We start from the raw sequence: 25,913 nt of genomic DNA, 5'->3' as shown, positions 1-25,913 counted from the left end.
ACGCATTCTTAAGCGCCTTTAAAAAAATACGAAGATCATAGATTGAAATTCTCGTTATCCATTACAATCCCCTACTATCTCAATCAAGTGTTACCTGATTGACAAAGAAAAGGCATAATTTATGCGTTGGTTACTCTGCTTTATCTTAACTTCTCAACTGATAGCAGCTCCTTTTGAAAATGTAGAACCTTCCACTCCAGTTGAAATTGCTTCTTTAAGCGCACATCTTCTCATAGATGGATATATCTCCCCTTTATCTGGACAAATCTCTCTTCAAGAAACAGATCTTCTCATCAAAGCTGCACAAGACCTCATGCTTAAAAGAACATATGTTCCTCCTCAAATTCTTGGCCGTTATGAAGACAAAGATCGTTTAGATCGTCTGTCATTAGGAAAAGCTCTTCTACTTCAAGAAAGAAGACGATGGGTAATGTTACCTCATCTTTGGGCTGGATATAATCTCCATTCGCCTTATTTTCAAGTGTATGATCCAAGTGGTTTTGTACTAGAGTTTGAAATTTGCGATGCTAAGGGTATTTTAAAAACAAGTAGCTATGGTTTTAGCAACTTACGACAAGAAGAGCCCGATAGCACAGCAGACCTTCGCAACATAGAGTTCTTTGTAGAGCAAGATGCAGTTCGCATCATTTGGCCAGAGGGAACAGAGCGCATCTATCGAAAACAATCCCCTACACTCTACCGCCTAGAAACCGAACTACTCCCCTATGGGAAAGCGTTGCGTTACGAATATAATAACCAAGGTCTATCTAGGATCCTCTCTACAGACAAAAGTGGCAGACACATCTATGCCTCTATTACAAAATCCGGAGTCCATTCCTATAGTGATTTGAATTTAAAATTTCCATTAACTACACACTTGTAAAAAAGATTGATCAATAGCTTCTGCAAGGTTTGAATATCAGGTTAAGGCTTCTTTTACTCTTTTCTTAAAATGTGCCCAAAACTTTTCGATAGGATTCAAATCAGGAGAATAGGGAGGCAAAAATAATACTTCGCATCTAGCTCTTTTAATGATTTCTAAACTCTCTTTGGACTTATGAAAACTCGCATTATCCAAAATAACTACTTGTCCAGGTTTTAGCTCAGGGATGAGTATTTGTTCGAGCCACATGTTAAACAACTGGGTATTACATGTTCCTGTATAACAAAAGGGTGCTAAAATGTTTGATCGATTCTTAGCTGCTATAAAACTTTCTCTGTGATAACGATTTCCTGATACAGCCCCATACGCTTTTTCCCCTCTGGGTGCTCTCGCATTCTTCCTTTGAAGATATTCATTAATCCCACTTTCATCGACATAAACTTGATCTTCTTCAGCAATTTCCTCTACTCTCTTTTGAAACTTCTCTCTTTTCTCATCATCTCTTTCTTGATAGAAGGGCGTCTTTTTTTTAAAGTAATCTTTCGGCTATTTCTTTTAAGTAGCTATCCGGATTCTCTTGAAGGTACGCTTTTAGCTTTTCTCCTTCAATTTTATTAGGACGTCTTTTTAAATATGCTACGCGCCGTCACTCCAAAGATTTGACTTGCTTCTTCTTTTGACTTGCCTTTCTCTATATAGTCTAATGCTTTTTTTCTTAAATCATAGGAATATGCCATGTAAGCATCATACTTCTTTGTCGTGAAAGTTTAAAGTTAAATTGCTATAGCTGGAATTTATAATTGGGAGCTTTAAAATTGAGTTATGCAAGAGATCTAATAAATGTGGAAGATACAGATCTAGAATATGCAAATTTCCAACAGATAAAAATAGATCGATTGGAGCAAGATTGGATATTTTGTGAAGTTAAGGATATGCAATTTGAAGCAAGATGTGGGGCTAAAAACTTACCAGGAGCTTTAAAAGTATTTCGTCACTGGGCAATGGAAAACGAATCATGAGAAAGTTCTTCTTTCACAATTAAACTTTATCTGGTGACTTTTGATAAAAGGGACGCTCTTCTTGTTTCTCTGTTTTTTTCGCAATCTTTTTTTGTTTGTGTTTTTTTAGAGGGGTTTTACTTAAAAAGTATTTATCGGTAGGAGATTTTTTTTTCTTGACCATTTGATTCTTAGGACGCCCCGCTCCAACAAAATGAGGCTGAACCTGTCTGGGTCTTGTTTTTTTTTTATCTTCTGCACAAACCATTAATGAGATGCATAGAAAACAAATAAGCCAGCGCATCTAATTCTCCTTTGATAAGATATGAAGTAATTCTTGAAATAGAGGGTCTTGTCGGATTGGATCAAATATCGATTTAGCTAACATGGATTGTATGTTAACCACTCCCTCGTCTACTGCGGTTTTTAGCCAGCCAACTGCAGCTGTTGGTTCCTTAAGAGCTGCACTTGCACAAGCATTGCGAATCGCAATATCTGGATGAGGTTTGGATTGAAAGCATTGCGCTCCGATCTGAGTAACTAGAGAAAAATCTTTTTGATCAAAAGCTGCTTTGTGTAGAAGACAAAGAGCCTCACTGCTAATCTCTTTTTGAATAGGTAATAATAAGTCATAGGTTTGTTTATACAACTCTTGCTCAAGACATAAGGAAGCAAGGTACTCTGTCGCTTGATTAAAAATCATCCCCTTTTTGGCTTGAATGCGAACTTTTTTGCAAAGATCCATAGCTGTTTCTTTATCGGTTGTTGCCTCTATTTTTTCCATGAGCCCGTGTAGCTTCTGGTTGCGATCTGAACTACTCATCGCTCGTGATTTACGATAGGTATCGTAACTTTGAAAGGCTAAAAGAAATAGTAAAGATCCAATAAAAAACCCTTGCATTAAAAAAAATAATAAACTACATACTAATGCTATCACAATACTTGTAATCAGAGAATACTTAATTCCCTTTACTCCCCAAATAGCTTCTAAGATGATGCGCAAAAGCTGCCCTCCATCTAAGGGGAAAACCGGCAGTAAATTACAAATGGTCCAAAATAGATTTACCCCTTGTAAAAGCCGTAGTACCAATCCTAGATTCCCTTGATCTAAGGCTGGATATTGTAACAAAAAGGTGGCTATTCCAAATAAAATAAATCCAAAAAAAGGTCCATTGAAAACAATCAAAAATTGCTTGCTAAACTTTAATCTCTTCCCTTCATGATAAGTAAGCCCTCCTAAAGCAACTAACTCTATGCGAGGCTTCTGCTTAAAACAAAACGCTGTTAAGGCATGACCAAATTCATGAAAAAGAACAGAGATAAAAATCACTGCAACCCAAACCAGAGTTCCTAATAAACTTAAACTATTCACATAACCAATAATAGCGGCAAATATCCAAAATGCAGGATGGATGATAATAGGAATACGACCTGGAATATACAACATATTTTTAAAACCTATCTAATACTTCAGCCATAGCTTGTCCCATCTCTGCAGGAGATTTTGCTATAAACACCCCTGCGTTTTTCAATGCACTTATCTTATCGTGAGCGCCTCCTTTTCCTCCAGAAATAATCGCACCTGCATGACCCATACGTTTATCTTTTGGTGCAGTGGTCCCTGCAATGAAAGCTGCTACAGGCTTAGAGCAATGCTCTTTAATCCACTCTGCAGCTTCTTCTTCAGCAGAGCCTCCAATCTCTCCTATTAAAAGAATCCCTTTTGTTTTAGGATCTTCTTGAAAAAGTTTTATCACATCAATAAAATTTGTTCCATTTAAGGGATCCCCTCCAATTCCTACACAAGTTGTTTGCCCAAGACCTAGCTGAGTTGTTTGCCAAACCGCTTCATAGGTAAGGGTTCCTGATCTAGAAACGATGCCAATTTTCCCTTTTTTATGAATATATCCTGGCATAATCCCCATTTTACACTCTCCTGGTGTAATAATACCGGGGCAATTTGGTCCAATGAGACGGCTAAACTTGCTCAGTTGCATCACTCTGGAAACTTCTAGCATATCTTTAACAGGGATCCCCTCTGTAATACAAACAATCAGTGCAATTCCAGCGTCTTCTGCTTCTAAAATAGCATCTGCTGCATAGGGAGCTGGTACAAAAATGATCGTTGCATCACACTCTGTTTTTTTTTTAGCTTCTCTAACAGTATCAAAGACCGGTAAATCTAGAATGGTCTCTCCTCCTCTACCAGGAGTGACTCCTCCTACAAATCGTGATCCATATAACAGACATTGCTCTGTATGAAAACGCCCAGATCTGCCGGAAATCCCTTGAGTAATGACACGTGTATTTTTATGAATTAAAATAGCCATTTATTCCTTACCTTTGAGCATTTCAACTACCTTTTTTGCCGCATTAGCCAAACCATCTACTGTAATGATTGCTAAACGAGAATGTTCTAAAAGCTGCCTTCCTTCTTCTACATTAGTTCCTTCCATTCTCACAACTAAAGGAACATGGATCTTTATTTCTTTAACTGCTGCTATAATTCCCTCTGCTAAAGTGGCACAATTCATAATCCCACCAAAAATATTTACTAATATAGCTTTTACATTAGGATCGCTTAAAATGATCTTAAACCCCTCAGCTACTTTTTCTTTAGAAGCACCTCCTCCTACATCTAGAAAATTAGCGGGCTTACCTCCATAATATTGAATGATATCCATTGTAGCCATAGCAAGTCCTGCTCCATTGACCATGCAACCAATATTGCCTTCTAAAGCAATGTAGGCTAAATCATGTTCTTTGGCCTTCACTTCATTTGGTATTGATTGCGAAGGATCGTAAAAACCAGCGATCTTCTGCTGTCTAAAAAGCGCATTGTCATCAACTACAAGCTTAGCATCTAAAGCCCACAGTTGATTATTTTGATCGGCAACCAAAGGATTAATCTCTAGCAAAGATGCATCCGTATCCATAAAAGCTTGCACTAAACTTTGTGCTATTTGAGCACCTTCCTTAGCCATTTCTGCTTTCCATTGCATAAATTTTATCAATTGGATTTTTTGAAAAGGATGTAGAACACCACTTAAACCAATAGGAATAGTTAAAATTTTTTCAGGACTCTTCAATGCAATCTCTTCAATTTCTACCCCTCCTTCAGCAGAAGCAATTAAAACAACTCTCTTCCTCTCTCGATCGATAATAACACTTAAATAGTATTCTTTTTTAATCGCAACTAGCTCAGAAATTAAAACTTGATGTGCAATCACTCCTTGCGGCCCTGTTTGGTTATTGATCATTTTCATTCCAATCAATTTCCGTGCGGTTTTAAGGATTTCTTGTAAACCATGTGCAATTTTTACGCCTCCAGCTTTACCTCTTCCTCCGGCATGAACTTGAATTTTTATCACGGCATCCTCTAGAGAAAGATCTCTTAAGATGGCTTCCACACCTTCACTAGAGCTTGCTACTTTAAATCTCGGAATGGGTATCTTGTAGGATGTAAGTATCTCTTTTGCTTGATATTCGTGTGTATTCATCTTGTGTCTCTTTGCTTTGCTTGAATCTCTTTATCTGATAGAGTTTTTTTTCAAGCAATTAAAAAAGGGTCCTTATGTTTGGTTTTCTTAAAGAAAGTTTTCAAAAAATTAAACAGGCCATGTCTAAAACAAGGTCCGCTCTTTCCCATAGAATCCGTTCTTTATTTGGTAAACCGTGGAATGAAGAAACCTTTGAAACGCTAGAGCAAATTCTTTTTGAAGCAGATCTAGGATCAGAATGCGCTTCTTTGCTCGTTGAAAAAGCACGCAGTACTCTACGTCTGCAACCCAAAGCAGAAATCAACGATATTTTAAAGATATTTTATGAATACACGTTATCTATACTTCAAGAACCTCCTCTTATTTCTTTTAAGCATTCGGAAGAGAAAACACCTCATGTGATTTTGATCGTAGGGGTTAATGGCAGTGGAAAAACCACCTCCCTTGCAAAAATCGCCTATCAATTTAAAAAACAAGGTAAAAAAGTATTAATTGGAGCAGCGGACACTTTTCGTGCTGCTGCAGTCGAACAATTAGAGCTTTGGGCTCATCAAATCGGCGTAGATATTGTCAAAGGAAAAACTGGAGCTGATCCTTCAGCTGTTGTTTTTGATACATTAACAGCTGCTAAAGCGCGCAGTATAGACATAGTGTTAATCGACACAGCAGGTCGCCTGCAAAATAAAACAGCTCTTATGCAAGAACTAGAAAAGATGAAACGCGTCATGCAAAAGCCCATCCTTTCAGCTCCTCATGAAACCTTGCTTGTCTTAGATGCAACTACAGGACAAAATGCTATTGATCAAGCAGAGGCTTTCCACAAGTTCACTCCCTTGACAGGGATAATTATGACCAAACTCGATGGTTCTGCCAAAGGGGGTATAGTTCTCTCTATCTACAAAAAACTCCACGTTCCCATTCAATGGATTGGCACAGGTGAAAAAATCGAAGATTTAGAAGAATTTGATCCTATAGCTTATGCTTCTTCTCTCTTTGAAACTACTTAAATGACTTTTTATAGATCAATCTCCAGATGTATTGTTTTATTTGAACTTTGAGGAGTAGCTCTTAGTTGATTAAGGCTATCTTGAAAGAGGAATAAAAGATGTTGAAAAAGATGCATTCTGAATAGTCAGAATTTTACCAAGGGTAAAACATGAATCTCTATTATATTTTAAAAAGATAAAATTTATTTAAATGTAAAAAGCAGAATTACGCTTTTTGTTTCTAAGAAACCTGTAAAACAATCTAAGATTTCATGTAACATGCAGTATAGAATAAAAAGCATGTACTCTTATGTTTACACAGAATCCACTCCAGAAGGAACTACTTGATCTGATTAAACAAGCAATCGGCTTGCTCAAAGAAAGTCCTTGTTCTCTACGTATTGCACCAGAGGCTTACGGATTTTTTCATCCTCCTGTCAAAAAGCCTCTGGTAAAGCTACAAGAAGTAAAACAAAAGCCTATTTTAAAACAAACACCTTTTGATCGTTGGCCTTCTATTCGATCTGTTCTCCAGAAAATTGTCCCTAACATGAAATTACACGATACCATACCCGATGACCTCAAAGCACAAAAAGCAGCTAAAGCCTGGAGCAAACAAATAGAAGTGGTAATCATTACTGGTCCTACTTCCGATGAAGAACTTCTTTTTTTAAAAGATCTTGCAAGAGCTATTCATGATCGTTTATCCGTTACCAAATTAATTTCTGGTACAAAATTAGAGAAAGAAAAAGGTTGGGAATCCTTTTTCAAAAAAAATAACCTTAAATTGATCATTCTTACACAAGCAGCACAGCAATACACTGAATTGATGCTATGTTATAAACAAGAGAAAAACCAGCCTTTTCTAGCAAATACAGCTCTGATTGTTCTTGAGACATTAGAAATATATACACAACCTGACCAAAAAACCGCTCTTTGGAAATCTCTATGTCAGATCCTAACTCCGGTAATATCGTCTCTGTAATTTTAGATCAAGCCATTAATATGACCCTTGATTATAAGATCTGTCCGGGCCTTGAACATCGCATTTATATTGGTTCTCGTGTAAAAGTTCCTCTGCAAAAATCTACCAGATTAGCTACTGTTATCGAGATTAAACAAACCACTCCAGTAAAAAAGCTACGTGAAATTATAGAACTTTTGGATACGCCTGTTTTACCCAGAGATCTAGTCTCTCTTGCTAAGTGGATGGCGCATTATTATTGCTGTCCTTTGCGCAAAGTGTTACAAGTTATCCTACCTCCTAGCGTGCGTAAAGATACAGGGACTAAACAACAGTTATTTATAAAACCTCTTCTTGATAAACCAAGATTAAAAGAGTTATGCAAAAGCTTGCATTTAACCTCTCATACACAAGCTGAGATAATATCGACTCTTCTACAAACTCCTAAAGGATTGTTGCTTAGTGAGTTGATGGAAAAAGCAAATGTCTCTCGTAGCCCTATTGATATACTGATTAAAAAAAATATATTAAGTTGTTCCTCGATTACTATTGATCGATCTAAATTGCTGGAGTGGGAGTTCTTTAGAACCAAACCAAAAACGTTAAACCCTGAACAGATAAAAGCGCTTAAATCTATAAAACACAGCTTAAATACAAACCAATTTCAGACACATCTACTATATGGAGTGACGGGAAGTGGAAAAACAGAAGTCTATCTACAAGCTATTCAACATGCACTAGAACAAGGAAAAAGCATCATCTTTCTTGTTCCAGAAATTGCTTTAACCTCTCAAACCATTGAAAGATTAAGAAGTAGATTTTTGCAAAGATTAGCCATTTTGCACTATCGACTCTCTATTGGGGAAAAAAGAGACGCTTGGCATAACATTGCAAATCATATCACTCCTATTGTAATTGGAGCTAGATCTGCCATATTTAGCCCTGCTTGCCACTTAGGTCTAATCATTGTTGATGAAGAACATGAGAGCTCTTACAAACAAACAGAAGAATCTCCTAGATACCACGCACGTGATATAGCTGTTATGCGTGCTAAGCTAAGCCAAGCAACAGTAATCCTAGGCAGCGCAACACCTAGCTTAGAAAGCTATCAAAATACCTTTTTAGATAAATACCATTTAAATACGCTGTCTAAACGAGCAGATAAAGCTCATTTGCCACAAATACAAATCGTCGATATGCGTCCTCAATATCAAAAAGCTAAGGGATTCACCCTATTTTCTGAAATATTGATTGAAAAAATCAAACAGAAGGTAGCACTTGGCGAGCAGATTCTACTCTTTCTAAACCGAAGGGGGTATCACACTTCACAACTATGCCTAAACTGCTCACACATTGTAAGTTGCCCTCATTGCGATATTTCGTTGACCTTTTATTTCAAAGAAAACCAACTTAGCTGTCATCTGTGCGGCTTCTCTCTTTTCCCTCCCCCTAAGTCTTGTCCCAAATGCCATGCGGAAGGACAACTAAAATTTAAAGGAGTCGGTACAGAACTAGTAGAGCGTTCTTTAAAAGCTCTTCTACCAGAAATGCGTACACTGCGCATAGACAAGGATACAACTCGTCATAAAGGAAGTCACGAACTTTTATTAAAACAGTTTCGCACAGGCAAAGCTGATGTGCTAATTGGAACACAGATGATCGCAAAAGGCCTACATTTTCCTTTAGTGACATTAGTAGGTGTTCTCATGGCCGATAGCAACTTACAAATTCCTGATTTCCGAGCCAGTGAAACCACCTTCCAATTGCTCACGCAAGTAGCGGGAAGATCTGGAAGAGGATCTCTATTAGGAGAAGTGCTCATCCAAACCCTTCTTCCAGAGCACACGATTCTCTCCTTAGCACAACAACAAAACTTTGAAGGTTTTTTTGCTCAAGAAATACAAACACGTAGACTATTTTGCTATCCTCCTTTTACCAGACTTATAAAACTAATTTTTAGCGGAAAAATAGAGTCTCAAGTTGTAGAATATGCAGAAAAAATCCAAAAAGATCTAACGAGAAAACTGCTAAATAACTGTGAAATCCTACCGCTTATCCCATGCGGTCATGCTAAAATTAAAGATCTATTCCGTTACCAGTTTTTAATTAAAGCGAAAAAATTGATCCCTATACTCCCTCAACTACATCAGATACCACAACACAAAGAGATCAAACTCTCTATTGACGTGGATCCTCTATCTACCTTTTTTTAGCATATAGTGATTTGAATTTAAAATTTCCACTAACTACACACTTGTAAAAAAGATTAATCAATAGCTTCTGCAAGGTTTGAATATAAGGTTAAGGCTTCTTTTACTCTTTTCTCTTAATCCAATTAAATATGCTGCGCGCCGTCACTCCAAAGATTTGACTTGCTTCTTCTTTTGTATTGCCTTTCTCTACATAGTCTAATGCTTTTTTTCTTAAATCATAGGAATATGCCATGTAAGCATCATACTTCTTTGTCGTGAAAGTTCAAGGTTACAAGACAGACACTTTGAAAGTTATAGAACAAATTGAAAAAATAAAGATATCCCAATAAGAGTAAATAATATTTGTTATTAATTTTTTATTTTAAAACAGAAGAAACATCTCTTTTGCTACCGGGTAGCAGCTTCTCTACTTGCAGTTTTGCAAGTAACTCTCTAAAATAATGGAAAATTTCAAAGAGATCCATCTATGCAAAAGCCAGATTACTATGAACATGAAGAATTTCAAAATCGTTTACGTAAATTAGAAGAGATTAAACAACTAGGAATTGATCCTTATCCTCCTACTTTTTCTCCTGAAAATACCGCTCAACAATTACATACAAAATGGCTAGGTAAAAAAGCTGGGACTAGTGAAGAGGCAGAACAAGCAAAAACAGAAAAAACCTCTGCAGCTGGTAGGCTTGTGCTCTTTCGTGGAATGGGGAAGAATGCTTTTGCTCAATTACAGGATGAAACCGGTCGCATTCAAGTGATGTTTAATAGAAATACCATCTGTGTAGATGGTTTTCAACCAAGCGAAGAAATGAATTCCCTAAAATTTTTGGAAAAGAAGATCGACTTAGGAGATTTTTTAGGAGTAGAGGGATATTTATTTCACACTCATAAAGGAGAGCTTACGCTTTTTGCTCATAAAGTAAAAATACTTTGTAAAAGTTTACTTCCTCTGCCTGATAAGCATAGTGGGCTTGTAGATAAAGGTGTACGATATCGTAAGCGCTGGCTTGATTTAATTGCAAATCCTGATGTAGTGCACACTTTTGTTATGCGCTCTCGTATTTTAGAACTCATACGTAAGTATTTTCATAGATTAGGCTTTATGGAAGTAGAAACACCTGTTTTACAAAATACTTATGGAGGAGCCTCTGCAAAACCTTTTGTAACCCATCTTCATGCGCTAGATCAAGAAATGTTTTTGAGGATTTCTTTAGAAATTCCTTTAAAAAAATTGATTGCAGGAGGGCTTTTAAAAGTCTTTGAAATGGGAAAGGTATTTCGCAATGAAGGACTCGATCGCACTCACAACCCAGAGTTTACTGAACTAGAGGCTTATGCCGCCTATTGGGATTATAACGATATGATGCAGCTAGTAGAAAATCTATTTGAAGAATTAGCTCTTAAATTATTTAACACCACTCAGCTAACTTTTCAAAAAGAAACAGAAGAAGTAACTATTGATTTAAAGGCTCCTTGGAAACGCCTTTCTATGAAAGATAGCATTCTTACCTATGCTAAAATAAACGTAGATCAAATGAACGAAAAAGAGCTCTCTGAATACCTAATTAAAAACACCACTCTTGATCCAAAAGAATTGCAGAAGGCCTGTAAAGGGGTTTTAATTGCACATACTTTTGAAGAGTTTGTAGAAGAACATCTGATCCAACCTCACCATATCATTGATCATCCGATTGAAACTACCCCTCTTTGTAAACTACATCGCGATCTAAAACTAAAGCAAGAGCGCTTTGTAGAAAGATTTGAGACCTTTATCCTAGGTTCAGAGTTTTGTAATTCTTATACGGAACTCAATGATCCTATTCTACAAAGAGAGCTTTTAGAAACCCAAGCAGAAAAACGTGCTGCAGGAGATGAAGAAGCCTCTCCCTTAGATGAAGAGTTTCTAGAATCGATTTGTCAGGGTATTCCAAATACCGGAGGAATGGGAATGGGGGTTGATCGTTTAGTGATGCTATTAACAAAAGCTACTTCCATCCGAGATGTACTTTTCTTCCCTATCATGCGCCCAGAAGAATAGGATTTAGGGAGCCTATTTTACATACAAGCTCCCACTTGTTAAAAAAATAAAGAATCGTGAACTTCTCGAGCCATCCCCTGGAAATGTCGAACCATGAAAAGGCCAAATAGACCAAGCATGCTATTGGCAAAGAAAGGCATGCTGCCCCAAGTTGCTCCTTCACTCTTAGAATATGCTCCAAACCCTACAATAGACCCACCTATTGCTAAATTTGTTGCAGTAAATGCAATCAGGCCTTTTACCAAGGGTTTTTGCAATTGACTAAAGCCTTGTTGATGAACTCGGTGAAGCTCATTTGGTGTATGTAGAAGCCCTTCTCGTTCCAATTCTGGAGAAATAGTCCCAGATATAGAACCGTATGAAGTTGGTGATGGTACTACTGTCATAAATAACCTCCTTACACATAAGCATTGCTGCTCAAATTAAAAATTCGGACAATAAACATAAAATATTTTTACGTTTACAATCTATATTTTTTTTAAGCTTTTGCAAATTGAGCATAAACAGAGGCAGCAATAGAGCGCCCTAAAAAAAACAAAGAGATTTTTATTCTGGAAAGAAGAAAAGGCACACATTAAAGAGTCAGCTTGTAATGAGCAAGGACACAAAAAAGATTATTTGTACCTTTTTTTCCAAAGGTAGAAGACATGATTTTAGGATATTTAAGGAATCTAAAACCAAATTTCATTCCGAAATAAATCTTATCACGGATGGAGGGTATAGAAGACTTAAAAAGCTTCATGCCAAAAGCCAAATGCCTAAGAGAAGAAGTAGGAAAAACCCTTTAACAAAACAAGACAAAAAAAATAATCAATTCCTTTCCAAAGAACGCGTAATTAATGAAAATGCTATTAGTCTGCTTAAGCGATTTAAAATTTTAGCTGATCGTTATAGAAATAGGCGGAAAAGGTTTGGTCTTCGGTTTAATCTCATTGCCGGCGTTTATAATCTGGATCTACGTTAATGGGTTTCGAAAGAGGTCTATTGAGTAATCAATTAAAAGGATAGTGCAGGATAACAAAAACTATTTTAACATAAAATTTAAAAAATCTATAAATAACTTGCAAGAGGGTATTTGCTTAAGCAAGGGATTGTTTTTGAAGCAAAGATGCAGAACTTAGCGAGTCCCCATCATTTATAGAGGAACATAAACTGTTCTTAGATAAGTCAAGTTGCTTGGCTTTATTTTCTTTAGCTTTTTTGTTGTTGTTCAACAATTTGACTAACAAGCTTTAAGCCATGATCAGTGAGGTAAACTCTATTACCTTCTGCTTTTTTAATAAAATTAGCTTGGGCTAAGTCGCGTGCAATAACCTGTGCACCTTTGGTATTTTGCCCAATAGCCTTGGCTATCTCTAAGCAATCAATTTGCTCATAAGGAGTTCCTAATTGCATAGATAATTCATAGAGTTTAAGCACAAAGATCTCATCTTTTGTCATGGCTTTTTGTGTCATATGGTTCTCATGTTTTTTAAACGTGGACCTTGAGGGCTATCTTCTATACAATACCCTCGTATCTGAATTTTATCACGGTAGCTATCGGCTAATTTCCAGTTTTTCTCTCTGCGCGCTCGCTGTCTTAAACGTAGAATCTCTTGTAGGTCCTCTGGTATGCATTCTTCCTCTACAAAGATACACCCTAGTACAGTATCAATCTTTTGTAGGAAAATGAATATTTTTTTTGCTTCACTTAAAGAGACCTTCTTTTCGTCACAAAGAGTGTTCACTTGACGAATCAATTCAAACACAGTAGCTAACGCTGCAGAAATATTTAAATCATCTGCAAGGTGTATATAAAACATCTCTTCTGCTGCTTTAAGAATCTCTATAGTAGATTCTTCTTCTAGGCCTATTGCCAATGTCTTTAGTCGTGCAATGAAATCATCTATTCTTTGTAGAGAAGCGCGTGCTGCTTCTAGGGCTTTAAAAGTAAAATTAAGCTGGGTGCGATAATGAGTCTGCAATAGAAGATAACGGATATGGCGTCCTTCATATCCTTTTGCTATAAGATCTCGCAAGGTATAAAAATTGCCTAAGCTTTTTGACATCTTCTTATGATCGATTAAAAGATGCTCTATATGTACCCAGTATTTGACAAACCGTGAACAAGAAAAAGCCTCTGATTGAGCAATCTCATTTTCATGATGAGGAAACATATTGTCTACTCCTCCAGCATGAATATCGATGCTAGAGCCCAATAATTTCATAGCCATGGCAGAGCATTCTATATGCCATCCTGGACGCCCAGGACCAAATGGGCTGTCCCAATAAATTCCTTGCTCTTTTTCTGGATCATAGGCTTTCCATAAAGCAAAATCAGCTAAGTTTTCTTTTTCATATTCATCTTCTGACATCCGATTAGAAGCGCCAGCTTCTAACTGATCTAGGCAAAGATGTGAAAGACGTCCATAGGAAGGAAATTTGGCAATGGAAAAATAAATGCTTTTGTCTATCCCTTGATAAGCTATTTTTAATTCGAGTAATTTCTGAATAATCAAAATCATCTCTTCTATATATTCTGTAGCTCGAGGATAATATTCGACAGGTTCTATGTTCAAAGAATGAAGATCCTCGAAAAATGCCTCTTCGTAAGGTCTTGTGTATTCATACAAAGACACTTTTTGCGCGATTGCTGCCTTAATTGTCTTATCGTCAATATCAGTGATATTCATTACTTGTATAATCTGATATCCTAAAAGCTTCAAACTTCTACGCAAGAGATCTTCTGCAACATAAGTACGAAAATTTCCAATATGTGCGTAATGATAAATAGTGGGGCCACATGTATACATGTGAATTGTTTTACCGTCTAAAGGCAGTACTTCTTCTTTTTTTCTACTTTCTGTATTATAGATCTTTAAATGCATCATTGTTTGTTTTACTCAATTCATCTAATAAGCGATAATTCTTTTTTCCAGTGCCCGTTAAAGGTATTTGCGAAATCATGCGCACTTCAGAGATCTTTACAATTTTTCCAAACCCTTCTTCTTTCAAAATAGTATTAATTTCTTCTTTAGAAACAGAAAAAGTAGTAAATAGAATCAATTGAGGTTTTTCTGCTTCTATCTCACGCATACTAATTGCTAAACCAATTCCTTCCTTTTCACCTGTTAACCACTGTTTACGGTGAGCTACCTCTATCAGCTTATCTTCTATACCACCTAAGCCAATCATCTCACCACCAATCTTAATCACTCTTTTTAATCTACCAGATAAAGTAAGTGCTCCTTCAGGAGTAATATAACCTAAATCCCCTGAAGCGTACCATTTTTTTTCTTGAAAAACAATAAAAGGATTAGAGTCAGAATCAAGGTATCCTTTAAACACGTTTAAACCTGAGATATAGATCTCTCCTTCCTGGCCTAATGGTTTAGGCTTTTTTGTTTTTACATCCAAAATACAGATTTCTGTATGCTTCAAAGGGAAACCAACTCCATTTCTATCTATTCCCCGAAGATTACTTGTAACTAAAGGACTACATTCTGTGGCTCCATATCCTTCAATCAGTTGAGCTTTTGGCAAAAACCTCTTTACGTAATTAAACAGTTCATCAGGAGCTTTTTCTGCTCCTGATAAAATAAAACGCAAGGAGTCTAGTTCTTTGGGTTTTGCTACTCGAAAAAGTCCTTGAATGAAACTTGGTGAACAACAAAATATCGTTGGCTTCCAATAGGCTATATCCTGTGCCATCCCATAACTATCTGTTGGATCAGGAGCATAACAAGTTTTAACTCCAGCTAAAAGCGGCATCATTCCTGTAAGAGAAAATCCCATAGAGTGAAAAGGAGGTAATACTGCATAGAGGCAAGATCCAAATTCTATAACATTAAGAGCAATACAGTCTCTTTGATTAGTAAGCAAATTCTCATGTGATAGACCAACAGCTTTCGGGAAAGCCTCTGTTCCACTAGTAAATAAAATGACTGCATTCTGATCTTTCTTTATTTTATCTAAACCAAGATAATTAATTAAAAATTCGCTAGATAACATAGAACCCATTGCTGCCTTTAATTTAGCTACAATCCCGATCTCTTGTTTAATATCCTCTAAAAAAAGCATTCGATTTTCTTCTAATTTACCAAAATCTACTTCATTTAAACGGTCTAAAAAACGATGAGAAGTTACCACAAACTGCAGTTGAACAAGATCCACTGCATGATCTAAAGAACGAGTCCCCATTGTCCAATTCAACATAACAGGGATCTTGTTAGATAACCAAATTGCAGAGATCACAAGATATGCGACAACAGAAGAAGGCAAAAGAACTCCTATATGTTCTCCTGGAAGAGAACGAAAATATGATTGAAGTGCTAAAATAGAGCGTTTAAAACTAGAATAGGAGAATACCCCTGCTATATGATCAGCACAAGCAACAGAGAAAGACATTCTATCCAAGCTACGCAATAAAACTTGTCCCATCGTTTCCCCTTTCGGAATCTCTATACTGGGACGTTTCTTCTTTTCTATCCAAGCCTCTGGCAATGACGGCAATATATTGCTTTTATTTTTTTCTTTTTCAGAACCGGAAGCACTTTGTAAAAGATCTTCAACAACCTGTAATTTTTCTGGATTTATTCCAATAACTCCATATTGTTCCTCCAAAAATACACATAAGCCTGCAACGTCCAAAGAATCAAGGCCTAGATCACGAGACAGGTCCATTTCTCTTGCAATCTTCTCTTCGGAATGTCCTGATAACCTGCTTAAATGGGCAAAAATCGTTTTTTGTACATCAGAAGTTACCATCTGATTTGCGATTAGCTCAATGGGAACTTGCTGCTGAGTAATCTTTGGGATTTTTTTCTGCCAACGAGAATAAGAGATAAGCGTTAATGGCTCTGCTCCTGGGTCAGGATAGCGATTATACCATTCTTCTAAATACTTATTAAAGTCTACACGTGTCGTATCCCAAGGAAAATCTAAAGGTGGCAGAGAAAATTCCACTTTCACATTGCGCTTAGGCATAAAGAAAAATCCACTTTTACACAAAAACTTAGCGCATCTTCTTAAGATTTGACCAAAATTAGGAGATATTCCGGTTATCGCCCGAGAAAATTGGCTCCCCCAAAGCCCTGTCGTTCGCACTAATACTATATTAAGATCTGGGCAAAGCTGTAGTAAACGATGTACAAAAGAAGCTCCACCAATGATTTCAAAGCCGGAAATTTTTAAGCGACCAGAGGGATAAATCATGAAATGATTTTTCTCCTTAAGACCTTTAACAATTTCTTGCATGCATTGATCTACTTTTTTCCCACGCCACTTACTAGCTAATGAATCCATTGTCGGCAAAGGGATAGCCTTAACTAGATCCATAAACCAACGAAATCCTTTAAGGTAATAAAAATGCTCAACTACGAGAGGTCGAGGTTGGAATAAGGGCCATAGAAGGCTCTCTACAATTACAGGATCTATTTCAGCAGGATGATTAGGTAAAAATAAAATCCCACCGGGTTTTTTAAAAGAATGATTTTTAATGTTCTCCCAACCACAAATCTCAATGCGATAGCGTAAGGAAAGCAATTTGCGAATAATCCAACAAAAACCATTTAAAATCCAAGTAGTTGGCCTACTCTGCTTCATAAAAATCTCCTTAACCTAAGAACTATAAATAAAAAAAATACACTTGCTTTGTTTTAAAATCAGTAATATTAATAAAAAAAGAGAAAAACAATCAACTTTATTGACAATATATACAATAAAAAAACAAAATGCAATTAAGATAATTTTTAATACTAAATTATTTTAAAATTTATATATAAATTAAAAGATAGCTGTATGAAAATTAACAAACCCTCTTCTCAACAACCGTTAAATAATTCTGCTTTTAAAGTTTCCACTTCTTCCTTACTTAGATGTTTAAGAAAAATATTAAACAAAGCTATCAAAATCTCTCTCTTCTTTATCCGAAAAAACCTATTCGTCAGAGCGTGTTTGCAGAGATCTTAAAAGATCTTTTCAAGTCTTTTATACCTCATTAAAAAAAATCATTTAAAAAAACTCCTAAATTAAGTTAAGTAAAGATTGCACGCTTAAAATCCGGAGTTTATATGAAAATAGGACCTAAAAACCCTGCTAAATCAAATGATTACAATAGACAAACTAAGTCTTCTCTTATACAAACAAGAGATAAAGTTAGGAAAGTTGCCAGAAAAATCCCTCATGCTTTTACAGCAGGGAAAGTGCATTTTTCTAAACTTAAAGCCAATAGGATCTCTGAAAAAACCAATCGCTTATTTACGCAAAAAATGAATACATTTAATAGCTAGTAAACGCTTAATAATATCTCCAAACAAGAAAGGAAGCACTCCTAAGAGTATAGCTTGTGTCCATCCTATAAAAACTGCAAGCCAAATAGCTCCAAATAGATAAATAATTCCATCCCCAATTGATAAGATCCAAAAAAGATTATTTTTAGACGCAGAACGATTTAAAAAACCCACCATTCCTGCAGCTATTATATACCCTAAGAAATATCCAGCATTAGAACCTAATAAACAAGCAAAGCCTCCTGTACAGGTTGCAAATACAGGAAATCCTAAAGCTCCTTGCAATAAAAATCCTATTACAGCAAGTATTGTTCTTTTGGCCCCAAATAACACAGAAAGCGACAGAATCAGGGTATTCTGCAATACGATGGGCACGGGAGTAAAAGGAAGAGGAATAGAAATAGGCGCAACTAATGCTATAAAGAAACTCATTCCCAATACAATAAGTGTTTCTCGTACATAAGTTTTTGTTTCAGTCTGTATGCTCATTGTATTCATAGAAACCTCCTAATTTGGCTTTTTAGTATGTGATAAAACCAATTCCCAATCAGTGCAGGGAGAAGCGTATTTAGGCTCAGCATGGGTTGCCCACCCAGGTATAGCTGAAATCAAAACAGCTCCCTGCTGCTTTAGCTTAAGAAATTTACCATGATCATCGCTAACACTTCGATTTAAAGAAAAACTTCTATGAATCTCTATGTCTCTGACTAAGGTTTTATACCTCATTGCATAGGTATTGGTGGTAGAAGGTGTAGTGCGCCAATGGCAGGAATTGGTATGGAAAATTTTTGCAGATAAATTTTGATATTCAGGTAGAAAATATTTATCTTTATGATCATATAAAGTGACATAGTCAACTCCTGGTAGAGTAAAAGATTCTCGCAATATTCTACACCAATGAGGTCTATGGATATAATCATCTTCTAAAAAATAAATAATCGTCTGATCGGAAAACTTTTGTGAAGCTACATAATCAAGCATCCCTAAGAAGGAAGCCGTTTCGGTTCCTCCTTGCATTTCAAGTACAGGAAATTTTTTTTGCTTATGAATAAAGTGCGGCGTTTCGCAAGGGTGAAAAGTATCGAGCAGAAAAGTCACTTCTATTTTAGGGTCATCGATTGTGTCTAATAAATTAGTTAAGCAAAGCTCTCTGTCAAAAGAGCGATATCTCTCTTTATGTGCACTTATTTGTGAATAGTGACAATGACGCACAAATACCTGGATATTCTCTTGAGCAGGATTTTTTATCCATGAAACCAATTTACGTAATATATCCATCAAGATACTTCTTTGCTTGCTTAAAAACATTTTGCGATTCCAGAAAGGAGATTTTCTTTATCGCTTCATCTAAATCAAACCACCTTGCTTGCACAACCTCATCTGGCTGACACTCCAAAACTCCGGTTACAAGAGCTGGAAAATAACTAACAGTCTTAGCTTTCTTTTGAAGATAATAGCTTTCTGTAAAAGGCTTTAGAGAAAGGATTTGCTGAACACGTAAACCAGTCTCTTCTTTTAATTCACGAATAGCAGTCTCTTGTGCTGTTTCTGTTTCTTTAGCTCTGCCTTTTGGGAAACCCCAATGTTGTCCACTAAGATGTTGAATCAACAATACTTGCCATTTTCCGTTTAATTTGCGAAAAGGGATAATACCAAAAGAGGCTATCATTGTTTAACCATAAGGAGCAAAGATTAAACTAGAGTTATGCCCACCAAAACCAAAAGAATTGCTAAGCGCTGCGGTTACTTTATGGGGCGTGGCTTTTACAACAATATCTAAATCTTGCACTTCTTCTTCTGGCTCTTCTAAATTAATGGTAGGATGTAACATTCCTTGACGCATTTGCTCAATCAGAGCTACCGCTTCAATGCCTCCTGCTGCACCAAGACAATGCCCAATCATTGATTTAGTAGCATTTATTTTAATGTTTGCAGTATTTGACCCAAAAGTTTGTTTAATTCCCCGTATCTCACATAAATCCCCTACTTGCGTAGAAGTAGCATGTGCATTAATATAGTTAATCCGCTCTTTTGATATATCAGAATTTTTAATTGCCTGTTCCATACACAACTGAACTCCTTTTCCATCTTCCCGAGGGGATGTCATATGAAAGGCATCGCAATTAATAGCTCCACCTAGGTATTCACATAAAATAGGTGCATTTCTTGCCAAAGCATGTTCCAGGCTTTCTAAAACTAGAACACCTGCTCCTTCTCCAATAACAAAGCCATCTCTTTCCTTATCCCAAGGCCTAGAGGCTTTTTGAGGATCCTCATTGTATTTTGATAAAGCATGGCAAGCAACAAACCCTCCTACTCCAATCGGATTAATAGGAGCTTCTGTCCCCCCGCATAACATAAGATCCGCTTCTCCACGAAAAATATGCTCTGCTGCTGCATGTATAGAATAGTTAGCTGTAGCACAGGCCGTAGAAATGGAGTAATTAGGTCCCATAAAGCCCAATTCAATTCCCAATAAAGCACCAGCCATATTAGTAATAATGAAAGGAACGAAAAAAGGGGTAAGACGTTTAAACCCTTCTTTTATAAGGGTTTGAGTACCGTTATAGAACATATGCATTCCACCCATACCAGAGCCTATAATTACACCACAGCGTTGCTTCTTTAACTTCGATAATAATTCAGGTGTTAGGAGGTGTGCTTGTTGTAGAGCCTTCTTTCCCGCTACAATTGCATAGCGAATAAAAGGATCAACCCGTCTTGCTTGTTTTTTATCTAAATAATCACCCACTTCAAAGTTGCGAATGCTAGCAGCAAATCTAGTGGGATAGTCTTGACAAGGAAATTCTTCAATAGGGACAACTCCACTCTTTCCCAATAGAAGCTGTTGGTAAAATGTCTCCACATCTGTGCCAAAACAAGACGCAAGGCCCATTCCTGTAACAACAACCCGTTTTTTTTCCATAAAAAACTCCCCATAAAATAAGCAGTTAGGATATACAAAACGGACTAATTTTTGCAACTTGAGAAGCAAGAAGTAACTTCTGTTAATAAAGATCTATTAAAAATAGCAATAAAATTTATTTTACAAATCTAAGCTTGCTTATCTGATTCAATATTGATTTTTAAATCTATAATAGCCCCCTTGTTCCATAATTCCTCCAAACGGTATCTTTCTCTCAACCCAGGTTCAAAAATATGAACCATGGTATCTAAGTAATCGATAACGGCCCAATCACCGTTCTGCAGGCCTTCTACATAAGAGGGTTTAAAGCCTACTTTCTTCAGTTCATCAACAATAGTACTTGCAATAGCGCTTACATGTTTATCTACATTGCCTTCTGCAATAATGACAAAATCAGCAAGCGAGCTAATGCCTCTTATATCAAGTGCTAAAATATTGCTGCCTTTCTTATCAAAAATAATCTGAGCAATTTGATTAAGGTATGGAGGAATTTCTTGAATATTCATGGTTTTTAAGAGTATAGGTGATTTACTTGAATATAGTCTAGTATCTTTGCAGGTACAAGATGCTTACAAAACTTTCTTTGCTGCAAACGCTGGCGTATCACTTCACTACTAATTTCCATTAAAGGAATTTTTATAAATCCTTTTTTTAGTTTGCTCTCTGCTTGAGAAGACAGCTTAAAATCAATGAATTGAGAAGTGACAAATCGCGAAGCTATTAAGGGGGTTACTAGACGTAAAAGATCTTCTATCTGATGCCAAAGATGCAAGTTGGGTAAAAGATCTTCTCCTAATAAAAGAAAAAGATCTATTTCCCCTCTTTTTTTTAACCTTTTGACTGTATCTATCGTATAAGGTTTCTGCATTTGAATTTCCCAGTCTAGCAAAGTGAGGGAGGGAGACTCCTCAATCATTAATTGCAACATGCTAGTACGATGTTCTATAGAAACATGAGGGATTTTAAAAGCAGTACTTTTGGCAGGACAAATGAAAACCTTGTCTAGATGAGCATGTTCTAACAAATTAACTATCAGATTTAAATGACCGAAATGAAAAGGGTCAAAACTGCCGCCAAATAAACCAATTTTTTGCTTTCTCAAAGAACAGTCCATCCATTTTTACCAGCAACCTTCTTAAGCACTCGATCGGGATTTACACTAATTGCTGTCCCTGCAGCCTCTAAAAAGGGTAAATCTAAATGGCTATCTGAGTAAGCTGTAATATTTTTATGATCAACACAGAGCTTTTGTGCTAATTCTAACATATAAAAAGCTTTCTGTTCCCCTGCCAGAACAAAGCCAACAGCAGATAGCTTTCCTTCGGAATCAATTGCATAGTCAGTTGCTTTCCAAGCATGAAACCCTAACTTTAAAGCGAACTTTTTGACTAAAAAATCAGGAGAATTTGATAGAAGAAGAGTATAATGCCCTAAATGTTGGGCTAGTTTTAAATGAGCAACAGATGGTAAATAAAGCAGCTGATTAAAATATTCTTCAACAAATAAATCAGCTGCTTGCTCTAATAAGGATAGTTGACGTCCAGATAGCGCCTGAAGAAAAATTGCTCGATGTAACTCAAGCAAATTTTTTTCTAGTATATAGTAACGAAAATAAGAATAGACAGCATAAAACAAATGGTTATAGCTTAACATGTTTTGTCTAATTAAATAGCGGCAAAAAGCCAAGCTACAATTACAAGTTGTTAAAGTGTAATCTAAATCAAATACGCTTAAATGCATCCAGTTCTTATTTAGATTAAGCATTGACTTCTGTCAAATCTCCATCTCCGCTATCTTCTTTATTTTTTTCTTTATATCAATAATGGAGTTATTAATCTTCTCCAGAACACTTTTATCGGTTTCCATTAGATCTCTGTACATGATTGTTTTTTCAAAGTCAAGACCAGAACCTCCTAGTAGTTTACGATACTGCTCTAGTTGCTCTTTTAGTTCCTTACGTCTATTTTCCTTTTCAAAAAGAACAATATGTAACTGCTCAAGCGATTTTTGATCATCCTTTGACAACAACATTAAAGTTTTTTCTTTGTTATCGTTAATTAGATCTTTAACCCGCTTAAAAAGTCTTTCTAACATTTGTTTTTCAGACTGTTTCCATTGATTTTGTTCAAAAGTTTTTTCCAAAATCTTATTTTGAGCAGTTAACTGTTCAAGCTTTTTAAATCATAACTAAGTTTTTCTAAACGATCTTTTTTCTCTTTTTCTTTTTCTTGTAATTTTTGCATGTGTATTTTTTCTGCTTCACGAACTTTTTCTAAAATGGGCTTTTTTACATTATATAATTGTTCTTTTAGCGTCTGCACCTCTTCTCGTCCCAATAAAACAGTTCTCATGAAAGCCAGAATTTCTGCGATTTGTCGATCGCATTCTTGAAGTGAGCTTTCTTCATTAACAGAAGTCACAAATGCTTGAATTTTTTCTGTTACTAAATCAAACCCTTGTTTAAAGAGCAGTTTTTTCTCTTGGGTTTCTTTTTTTCTTTCTTTTTCATAATTTTTGATTTCATCCCAACAGGTGCTTAATTTAACACGCGTTTCCGTAAAGACATGGGTATTTAGAGTCAAAACTTTAGCAATCTGCTGTAAATGCTTAATTTCTTCTCTTAAGATATACCCTGGGAGCTGTTTTATCTCTCCTTCACGAAATTGAGAATACACAAAGTATTCTACATCTTGACTAAATTGCTCAGAAATTTTCTTGATTAATTCTTTACGCCTAGGAAAAACTTGATTTCCACATAAAGATAACCTTTCTAGCAATTTATTTTTTATGCGAATGCGCATCTCTGTTTTAAGAAGCTCTTTACGCAAAGAGTTAATTTTTACAGCTAATGCATTTAATAATTGCAATTCTCGTTGAATGGTCGCATAAAACCCTCTATTTTTTTGGAGAGAAAAACACTCTTCAGAGATTACTATGTCTGCAATCATCTCAAGCACTACATTCATGTCTGCTGCATCTTTTTCTAATGCTTGAATGGCTAGTTCAATTTGTTCAACTGCAAATGCCGACTGCTGATCTACAATCTCCTTTAATTGCTTTGCTTCTGAAGCAAGTTCAATATAAGAATTCCATAAATCAGCACGAATTGAGATAGGCATATCTTCTTTGAATAAAGAAAGACAAAGTTTTCTAACTTCCCAAAAATCCTTAAAGCGAGGAGAGCTTCCTTGAGATAAGGATTGACGCATAAATTCCAAACTTAATCGGATCTTTTTTTCACTATTTGTTTCACCGTGAAATTGCTCAAGAAACTCCATTAATGAATGGGTACTATTTTTTTCCTTCATATCGTTTAAGTAAGCATCAGACACGTCTTCTTGAGAATTATCTTTTTCGCTTTGTTTCTGCTTCGCAGTAAGTTCAGCAATACTTTCATTGCTGAAGTTCTTTCCGGATTCGCCTTTCATATCGTGATCTGAATTCATTGTACTGATGGTTGTGTTTCAGAAAAAATTGGTTTTAAAGTTATAAACAGAAAAATACTAAATCATCTTAGTTTTTTGGTGAAGGATGAACCTATCATTAACAAATTTATTTTGCAAAAAATAACAAAATAGCTTATTTAGTATTTTTTTTTGTATATAAAAAAAGCAAAAAAATTTAAAAGCTTTGTTCATAATCTCTAATGATTATTTCAGCTGCTATTTCTACTGAAACTTTGTTAAGGTTCAACCAGCGAAATAAAGGCTCCTTACGAAACCAGGTAAATTGCCTTTTAGCATATCTTCTTGAAGCTTGTTTAAAAAGTGTAATAAATTGTTGCAAATCTTCTTGTGTTTTAGGTGATTGTAAATAGCTTAAGCATTGACGATAACCAATTGCTTGAGAGGCGGTTTGATTTTTGCTTAACCCTTGCAATTCCAACTGCTTCACCTCTTCAACAAATCCCTTTTCTAGCATTTCATCGCATCTTTTTTCAATTCTAGGATATAAAACTTCTTTTGGCATGTATAAAAACCAACAACGAAAATCATATATCTCTGATAGTTCTGAAATAACTGGTAGCAAGGCTGATACCTTATTTTTAGTCACAGAAATAATCTCTAAAGCACGCATAATTTTTTGTCTATCTTTCGATGTAACAGTCATTGCATAATCTGGATCCAATATTTTTAAACGCTCGTAAAGCGTTTCTGTACCGAGAGTATTCATCTCTATCTCTAGTTTTGCCCTTAAGTCCGGTTTGGACGGAGGACCATTAGGAGGGCCATAGATTAAGGAGTGGATGTAAAAACCGGTTCCGCCGACTATAATGGGAACAGCTCCTCGATCCAAAATCTCTTTAATTACTGAATTTGCTTCTTTATAAAACTCTACCACATTAAATGTTTCATCTAAACATCGACTATCAATCAAATGGTGAACGACTTCTCTTCTCTCTTCTAAACTGGCTTTGGCAGTACCAATATCCATTCCTCGATAAACTTGCATGGAATCTGCTGAAATAATCTCACCGCCAATTGCCTTAGCAATTAATAAGGATAATGCAGTTTTACCCACTCCGGTAGGTCCTGCAATAATAATTACCTTTTTCTTTTGAGATCTGGGAATCAATTTATGGGTTTGCTCTAAGGGAAACTGCGTTAGTAAAAGCTGGAGTTCTTTATCTTCACAAATACCTGCAGTGCCCACATCTACTCTCTTTGTAACTTATATTGCAACTCTCTTAAGTTAACACACCTCTTTTTTTTTGAAAGCATGCAAAAGAGTTGCTTAACCTCTAAGATCAAAGCACCTCTACACGCACCCGGCAATTAAAACGCGCTCCAATAGCACCAACAATAATCCTTAAGGAACGAATCGTCCGCCCTTGTCTACCTACTACTTTAGCCACATCATGAGCAGAAACTCTCACTTCAACTGTTGTTTCTTTCTGATTATCAATCACTTGAATATTTACCTCTTCAGGAGAGTCAACTATATTTTTAATAATATAAGCAATAAATTCTTTCATAATTTTAATTATTCCTAATGGTACTATTTGAAAAAATCTGGTTAAACACATTCTTAGCCAATATGTTAATTGAGCTTCAATAAGATATCACTAAAAATAAAAGGGAAGTATTTTTTAAAAAGATAAAAAAAAATTGAATTCTTGCCAAGAGAACTCATTTAAGAGTA

28 protein-coding genes and 2 pseudogenes are annotated in these 25,913 nt (G+C 36.0%); 8 read left to right on the top strand and 22 right to left on the bottom strand.

Annotation, left to right across the window (positions count from 1 at the left end; genetic code table 11):
• Positions 1-121: 121 nt before the first annotated feature.
• On the top strand, positions 122-883 hold the full coding sequence (locus tag RHAB15C_RS02135; protein ID WP_220716067.1) for a hypothetical protein: 762 nt from the start codon (positions 122-124) through the stop codon (positions 881-883).
• A 36-nt stretch (positions 884-919) separates the two neighbouring features.
• Here RHAB15C_RS02135 and RHAB15C_RS02130 read toward each other — a convergent pair.
• A pseudogene (locus RHAB15C_RS02130) lies at positions 920-1,357 on the bottom strand (IS630 family transposase); the annotation flags it as partial.
• 140 nt (positions 1,358-1,497) lie between these two features.
• Positions 1,498-1,620, bottom strand: coding sequence for an IS630 transposase-related protein (locus RHAB15C_RS02125; protein ID WP_194844939.1), 123 nt, complete (start codon positions 1,618-1,620; stop codon positions 1,498-1,500).
• A 105-nt stretch (positions 1,621-1,725) separates the two neighbouring features.
• Here RHAB15C_RS02125 and RHAB15C_RS02120 point away from each other — a divergent pair, with 105 nt between their 5' ends.
• Complete coding sequence (locus tag RHAB15C_RS02120) at positions 1,726-1,902, top strand: Imm53 family immunity protein (protein WP_220716066.1); 177 nt, start codon at positions 1,726-1,728, stop codon at positions 1,900-1,902.
• 19 nt (positions 1,903-1,921) lie between these two features.
• On the opposite strand, the gene RHAB15C_RS02115 is transcribed toward RHAB15C_RS02120, so the two are convergent.
• From RHAB15C_RS02115 to sucC, 4 genes are read right to left on the bottom strand one after another with little or no spacing between them, the layout of a single operon-like run.
• Positions 1,922-2,185, bottom strand: coding sequence for a hypothetical protein (locus RHAB15C_RS02115; protein ID WP_194844941.1), 264 nt, complete (start codon positions 2,183-2,185; stop codon positions 1,922-1,924).
• Entirely contained in the window at positions 2,186-3,328 is a 1,143-nt protein-coding gene (locus tag RHAB15C_RS02110; protein WP_194844942.1) for a site-2 protease family protein, read from the bottom strand.
• A 4-nt stretch (positions 3,329-3,332) separates the two neighbouring features.
• A complete protein-coding gene (gene sucD / locus RHAB15C_RS02105) occupies positions 3,333-4,211 on the bottom strand; it encodes a succinate--CoA ligase subunit alpha (protein WP_194844943.1) in 879 nt (292 codons plus the stop codon).
• Positions 4,212-5,381 (bottom strand): ADP-forming succinate--CoA ligase subunit beta, encoded by a 1,170-nt coding sequence (gene sucC / locus RHAB15C_RS02100; protein ID WP_194844944.1) that lies wholly within the window; start codon positions 5,379-5,381, stop codon positions 4,212-4,214.
• Between the two features lie 74 nt (positions 5,382-5,455).
• Between sucC and ftsY the strand changes: the two genes are divergently transcribed.
• The 3 genes from ftsY (at position 5,456) to priA (ending at position 9,544) form a co-directional block, all read left to right on the top strand.
• On the top strand, positions 5,456-6,388 hold the full coding sequence (ftsY, locus tag RHAB15C_RS02095) for a signal recognition particle-docking protein FtsY (RefSeq protein WP_194844945.1): 933 nt from the start codon (positions 5,456-5,458) through the stop codon (positions 6,386-6,388).
• 289 nt (positions 6,389-6,677) lie between these two features.
• Complete coding sequence (locus RHAB15C_RS02090; protein ID WP_194844946.1) at positions 6,678-7,352, top strand: hypothetical protein; 675 nt, start codon at positions 6,678-6,680, stop codon at positions 7,350-7,352.
• Positions 7,316-9,544: a replication restart helicase PriA gene (priA, locus tag RHAB15C_RS02085; protein ID WP_194844947.1), complete on the top strand. Its 2,229-nt coding sequence runs from the start codon at positions 7,316-7,318 to the stop codon at positions 9,542-9,544. Before RHAB15C_RS02090 ends, priA begins: the two co-directional genes overlap by 37 nt.
• Positions 9,545-9,644: 100 nt before the next feature.
• On the opposite strand, the gene RHAB15C_RS02080 is transcribed toward priA, so the two are convergent.
• Complete coding sequence (locus tag RHAB15C_RS02080) at positions 9,645-9,776, bottom strand: IS630 transposase-related protein (protein WP_194844948.1); 132 nt, start codon at positions 9,774-9,776, stop codon at positions 9,645-9,647.
• Between the two features lie 234 nt (positions 9,777-10,010).
• Between RHAB15C_RS02080 and lysS the strand changes: the two genes are divergently transcribed.
• Complete coding sequence (gene lysS, locus RHAB15C_RS02075; protein ID WP_194844949.1) at positions 10,011-11,576, top strand: lysine--tRNA ligase; 1,566 nt, start codon at positions 10,011-10,013, stop codon at positions 11,574-11,576.
• Between the two features lie 38 nt (positions 11,577-11,614).
• Here lysS and RHAB15C_RS02070 read toward each other — a convergent pair whose 3' ends face one another.
• Positions 11,615-11,962: a hypothetical protein gene (locus RHAB15C_RS02070; RefSeq protein WP_194844950.1), complete on the bottom strand. Its 348-nt coding sequence runs from the start codon at positions 11,960-11,962 to the stop codon at positions 11,615-11,617.
• A 117-nt stretch (positions 11,963-12,079) separates the two neighbouring features.
• On the opposite strand from RHAB15C_RS02070, the pseudogene RHAB15C_RS02065 reads away from it, so the two are divergent.
• Positions 12,080-12,540, top strand: a pseudogene (locus RHAB15C_RS02065) (transposase family protein); the annotation flags it as partial.
• A gap of 227 nt (positions 12,541-12,767) precedes the next feature.
• On the opposite strand, the gene RHAB15C_RS02060 reads toward RHAB15C_RS02065, so the two are convergent.
• The 3 genes from RHAB15C_RS02060 to RHAB15C_RS02050 are packed head-to-tail and all read right to left on the bottom strand — an operon-like array spanning position 12,768 to position 17,159.
• On the bottom strand, positions 12,768-13,031 hold the full coding sequence (locus RHAB15C_RS02060; protein WP_194844951.1) for a hypothetical protein: 264 nt from the start codon (positions 13,029-13,031) through the stop codon (positions 12,768-12,770).
• Entirely contained in the window at positions 13,028-14,443 is a 1,416-nt protein-coding gene (cysS, locus tag RHAB15C_RS02055) for a cysteine--tRNA ligase (protein WP_194845039.1), read from the bottom strand. Before cysS ends, RHAB15C_RS02060 begins: the two co-directional genes overlap by 4 nt.
• The gene (locus tag RHAB15C_RS02050; protein WP_194844952.1) at positions 14,424-17,159 is read right to left on the bottom strand and encodes an AMP-binding protein; all 2,736 of its coding nucleotides are present in this window, start codon (positions 17,157-17,159) and stop codon (positions 14,424-14,426) included. Before RHAB15C_RS02050 ends, cysS begins: the two co-directional genes overlap by 20 nt.
• Positions 17,160-17,626: 467 nt before the next feature.
• On the opposite strand from RHAB15C_RS02050, the gene RHAB15C_RS02045 reads away from it, so the two are divergent.
• Positions 17,627-17,845 (top strand): hypothetical protein, encoded by a 219-nt coding sequence (locus RHAB15C_RS02045; RefSeq protein WP_194844953.1) that lies wholly within the window; start codon positions 17,627-17,629, stop codon positions 17,843-17,845.
• Here the strand turns inward: RHAB15C_RS02045 and RHAB15C_RS02040 are convergent.
• The 11 genes from RHAB15C_RS02040 to RHAB15C_RS01990 form a co-directional block, all read right to left on the bottom strand.
• A complete protein-coding gene (locus tag RHAB15C_RS02040; protein ID WP_194844954.1) occupies positions 17,810-18,343 on the bottom strand; it encodes a biotin transporter BioY in 534 nt (177 codons plus the stop codon). The genes RHAB15C_RS02045 and RHAB15C_RS02040 overlap by 36 nt on opposite strands.
• A 9-nt stretch (positions 18,344-18,352) precedes the next feature.
• Positions 18,353-19,123, bottom strand: a complete 771-nt coding sequence (locus RHAB15C_RS02035; protein WP_194844955.1) for a hypothetical protein — start codon at positions 19,121-19,123, stop codon at positions 18,353-18,355.
• Positions 19,107-19,514, bottom strand: coding sequence for a bis(5'-nucleosyl)-tetraphosphatase (locus RHAB15C_RS02030; RefSeq protein WP_194844956.1), 408 nt, complete (start codon positions 19,512-19,514; stop codon positions 19,107-19,109). The genes RHAB15C_RS02035 and RHAB15C_RS02030 overlap by 17 nt, the downstream gene beginning before the upstream one ends.
• Before the next feature lie 3 nt (positions 19,515-19,517).
• On the bottom strand, positions 19,518-20,771 hold the full coding sequence (gene fabF / locus RHAB15C_RS02025) for a beta-ketoacyl-ACP synthase II (RefSeq protein ID WP_194844957.1): 1,254 nt from the start codon (positions 20,769-20,771) through the stop codon (positions 19,518-19,520).
• 128 nt (positions 20,772-20,899) lie between these two features.
• Entirely contained in the window at positions 20,900-21,277 is a 378-nt protein-coding gene (rsfS, locus tag RHAB15C_RS02020) for a ribosome silencing factor (protein ID WP_194844958.1), read from the bottom strand.
• Positions 21,278-21,282: 5 nt separating this feature from the next.
• Positions 21,283-21,885 (bottom strand): nicotinate (nicotinamide) nucleotide adenylyltransferase, encoded by a 603-nt coding sequence (gene nadD / locus RHAB15C_RS02015; RefSeq protein WP_194844959.1) that lies wholly within the window; start codon positions 21,883-21,885, stop codon positions 21,283-21,285.
• Positions 21,870-22,535, bottom strand: a complete 666-nt coding sequence (locus tag RHAB15C_RS02010; RefSeq protein ID WP_194844960.1) for an HAD family hydrolase — start codon at positions 22,533-22,535, stop codon at positions 21,870-21,872. Before RHAB15C_RS02010 ends, nadD begins: the two co-directional genes overlap by 16 nt.
• Before the next feature lie 9 nt (positions 22,536-22,544).
• Entirely contained in the window at positions 22,545-22,913 is a 369-nt protein-coding gene (locus tag RHAB15C_RS02005; RefSeq protein ID WP_220716065.1) for a hypothetical protein, read from the bottom strand.
• A gap of 17 nt (positions 22,914-22,930) precedes the next feature.
• Positions 22,931-24,199 (bottom strand): hypothetical protein, encoded by a 1,269-nt coding sequence (locus RHAB15C_RS02000; protein WP_220716064.1) that lies wholly within the window; start codon positions 24,197-24,199, stop codon positions 22,931-22,933.
• A gap of 193 nt (positions 24,200-24,392) precedes the next feature.
• Positions 24,393-25,424 (bottom strand): tRNA (adenosine(37)-N6)-dimethylallyltransferase MiaA, encoded by a 1,032-nt coding sequence (gene miaA / locus RHAB15C_RS01995; protein WP_194844962.1) that lies wholly within the window; start codon positions 25,422-25,424, stop codon positions 24,393-24,395.
• Between the two features lie 94 nt (positions 25,425-25,518).
• Positions 25,519-25,746, bottom strand: coding sequence for a KH domain-containing protein (locus tag RHAB15C_RS01990; RefSeq protein ID WP_194844963.1), 228 nt, complete (start codon positions 25,744-25,746; stop codon positions 25,519-25,521).
• Between the last annotated feature and the right edge of the window lie 167 nt (positions 25,747-25,913).

This window comes from Candidatus Rhabdochlamydia porcellionis, from assembly GCF_015356815.2.
Lineage (GTDB): Bacteria > Chlamydiota > Chlamydiia > Chlamydiales > Rhabdochlamydiaceae > Rhabdochlamydia > Rhabdochlamydia porcellionis.
The sequence above is the reverse complement of the archived record's forward strand: the minus strand, read 5'-3'. Positions and strand labels throughout refer to the sequence as shown.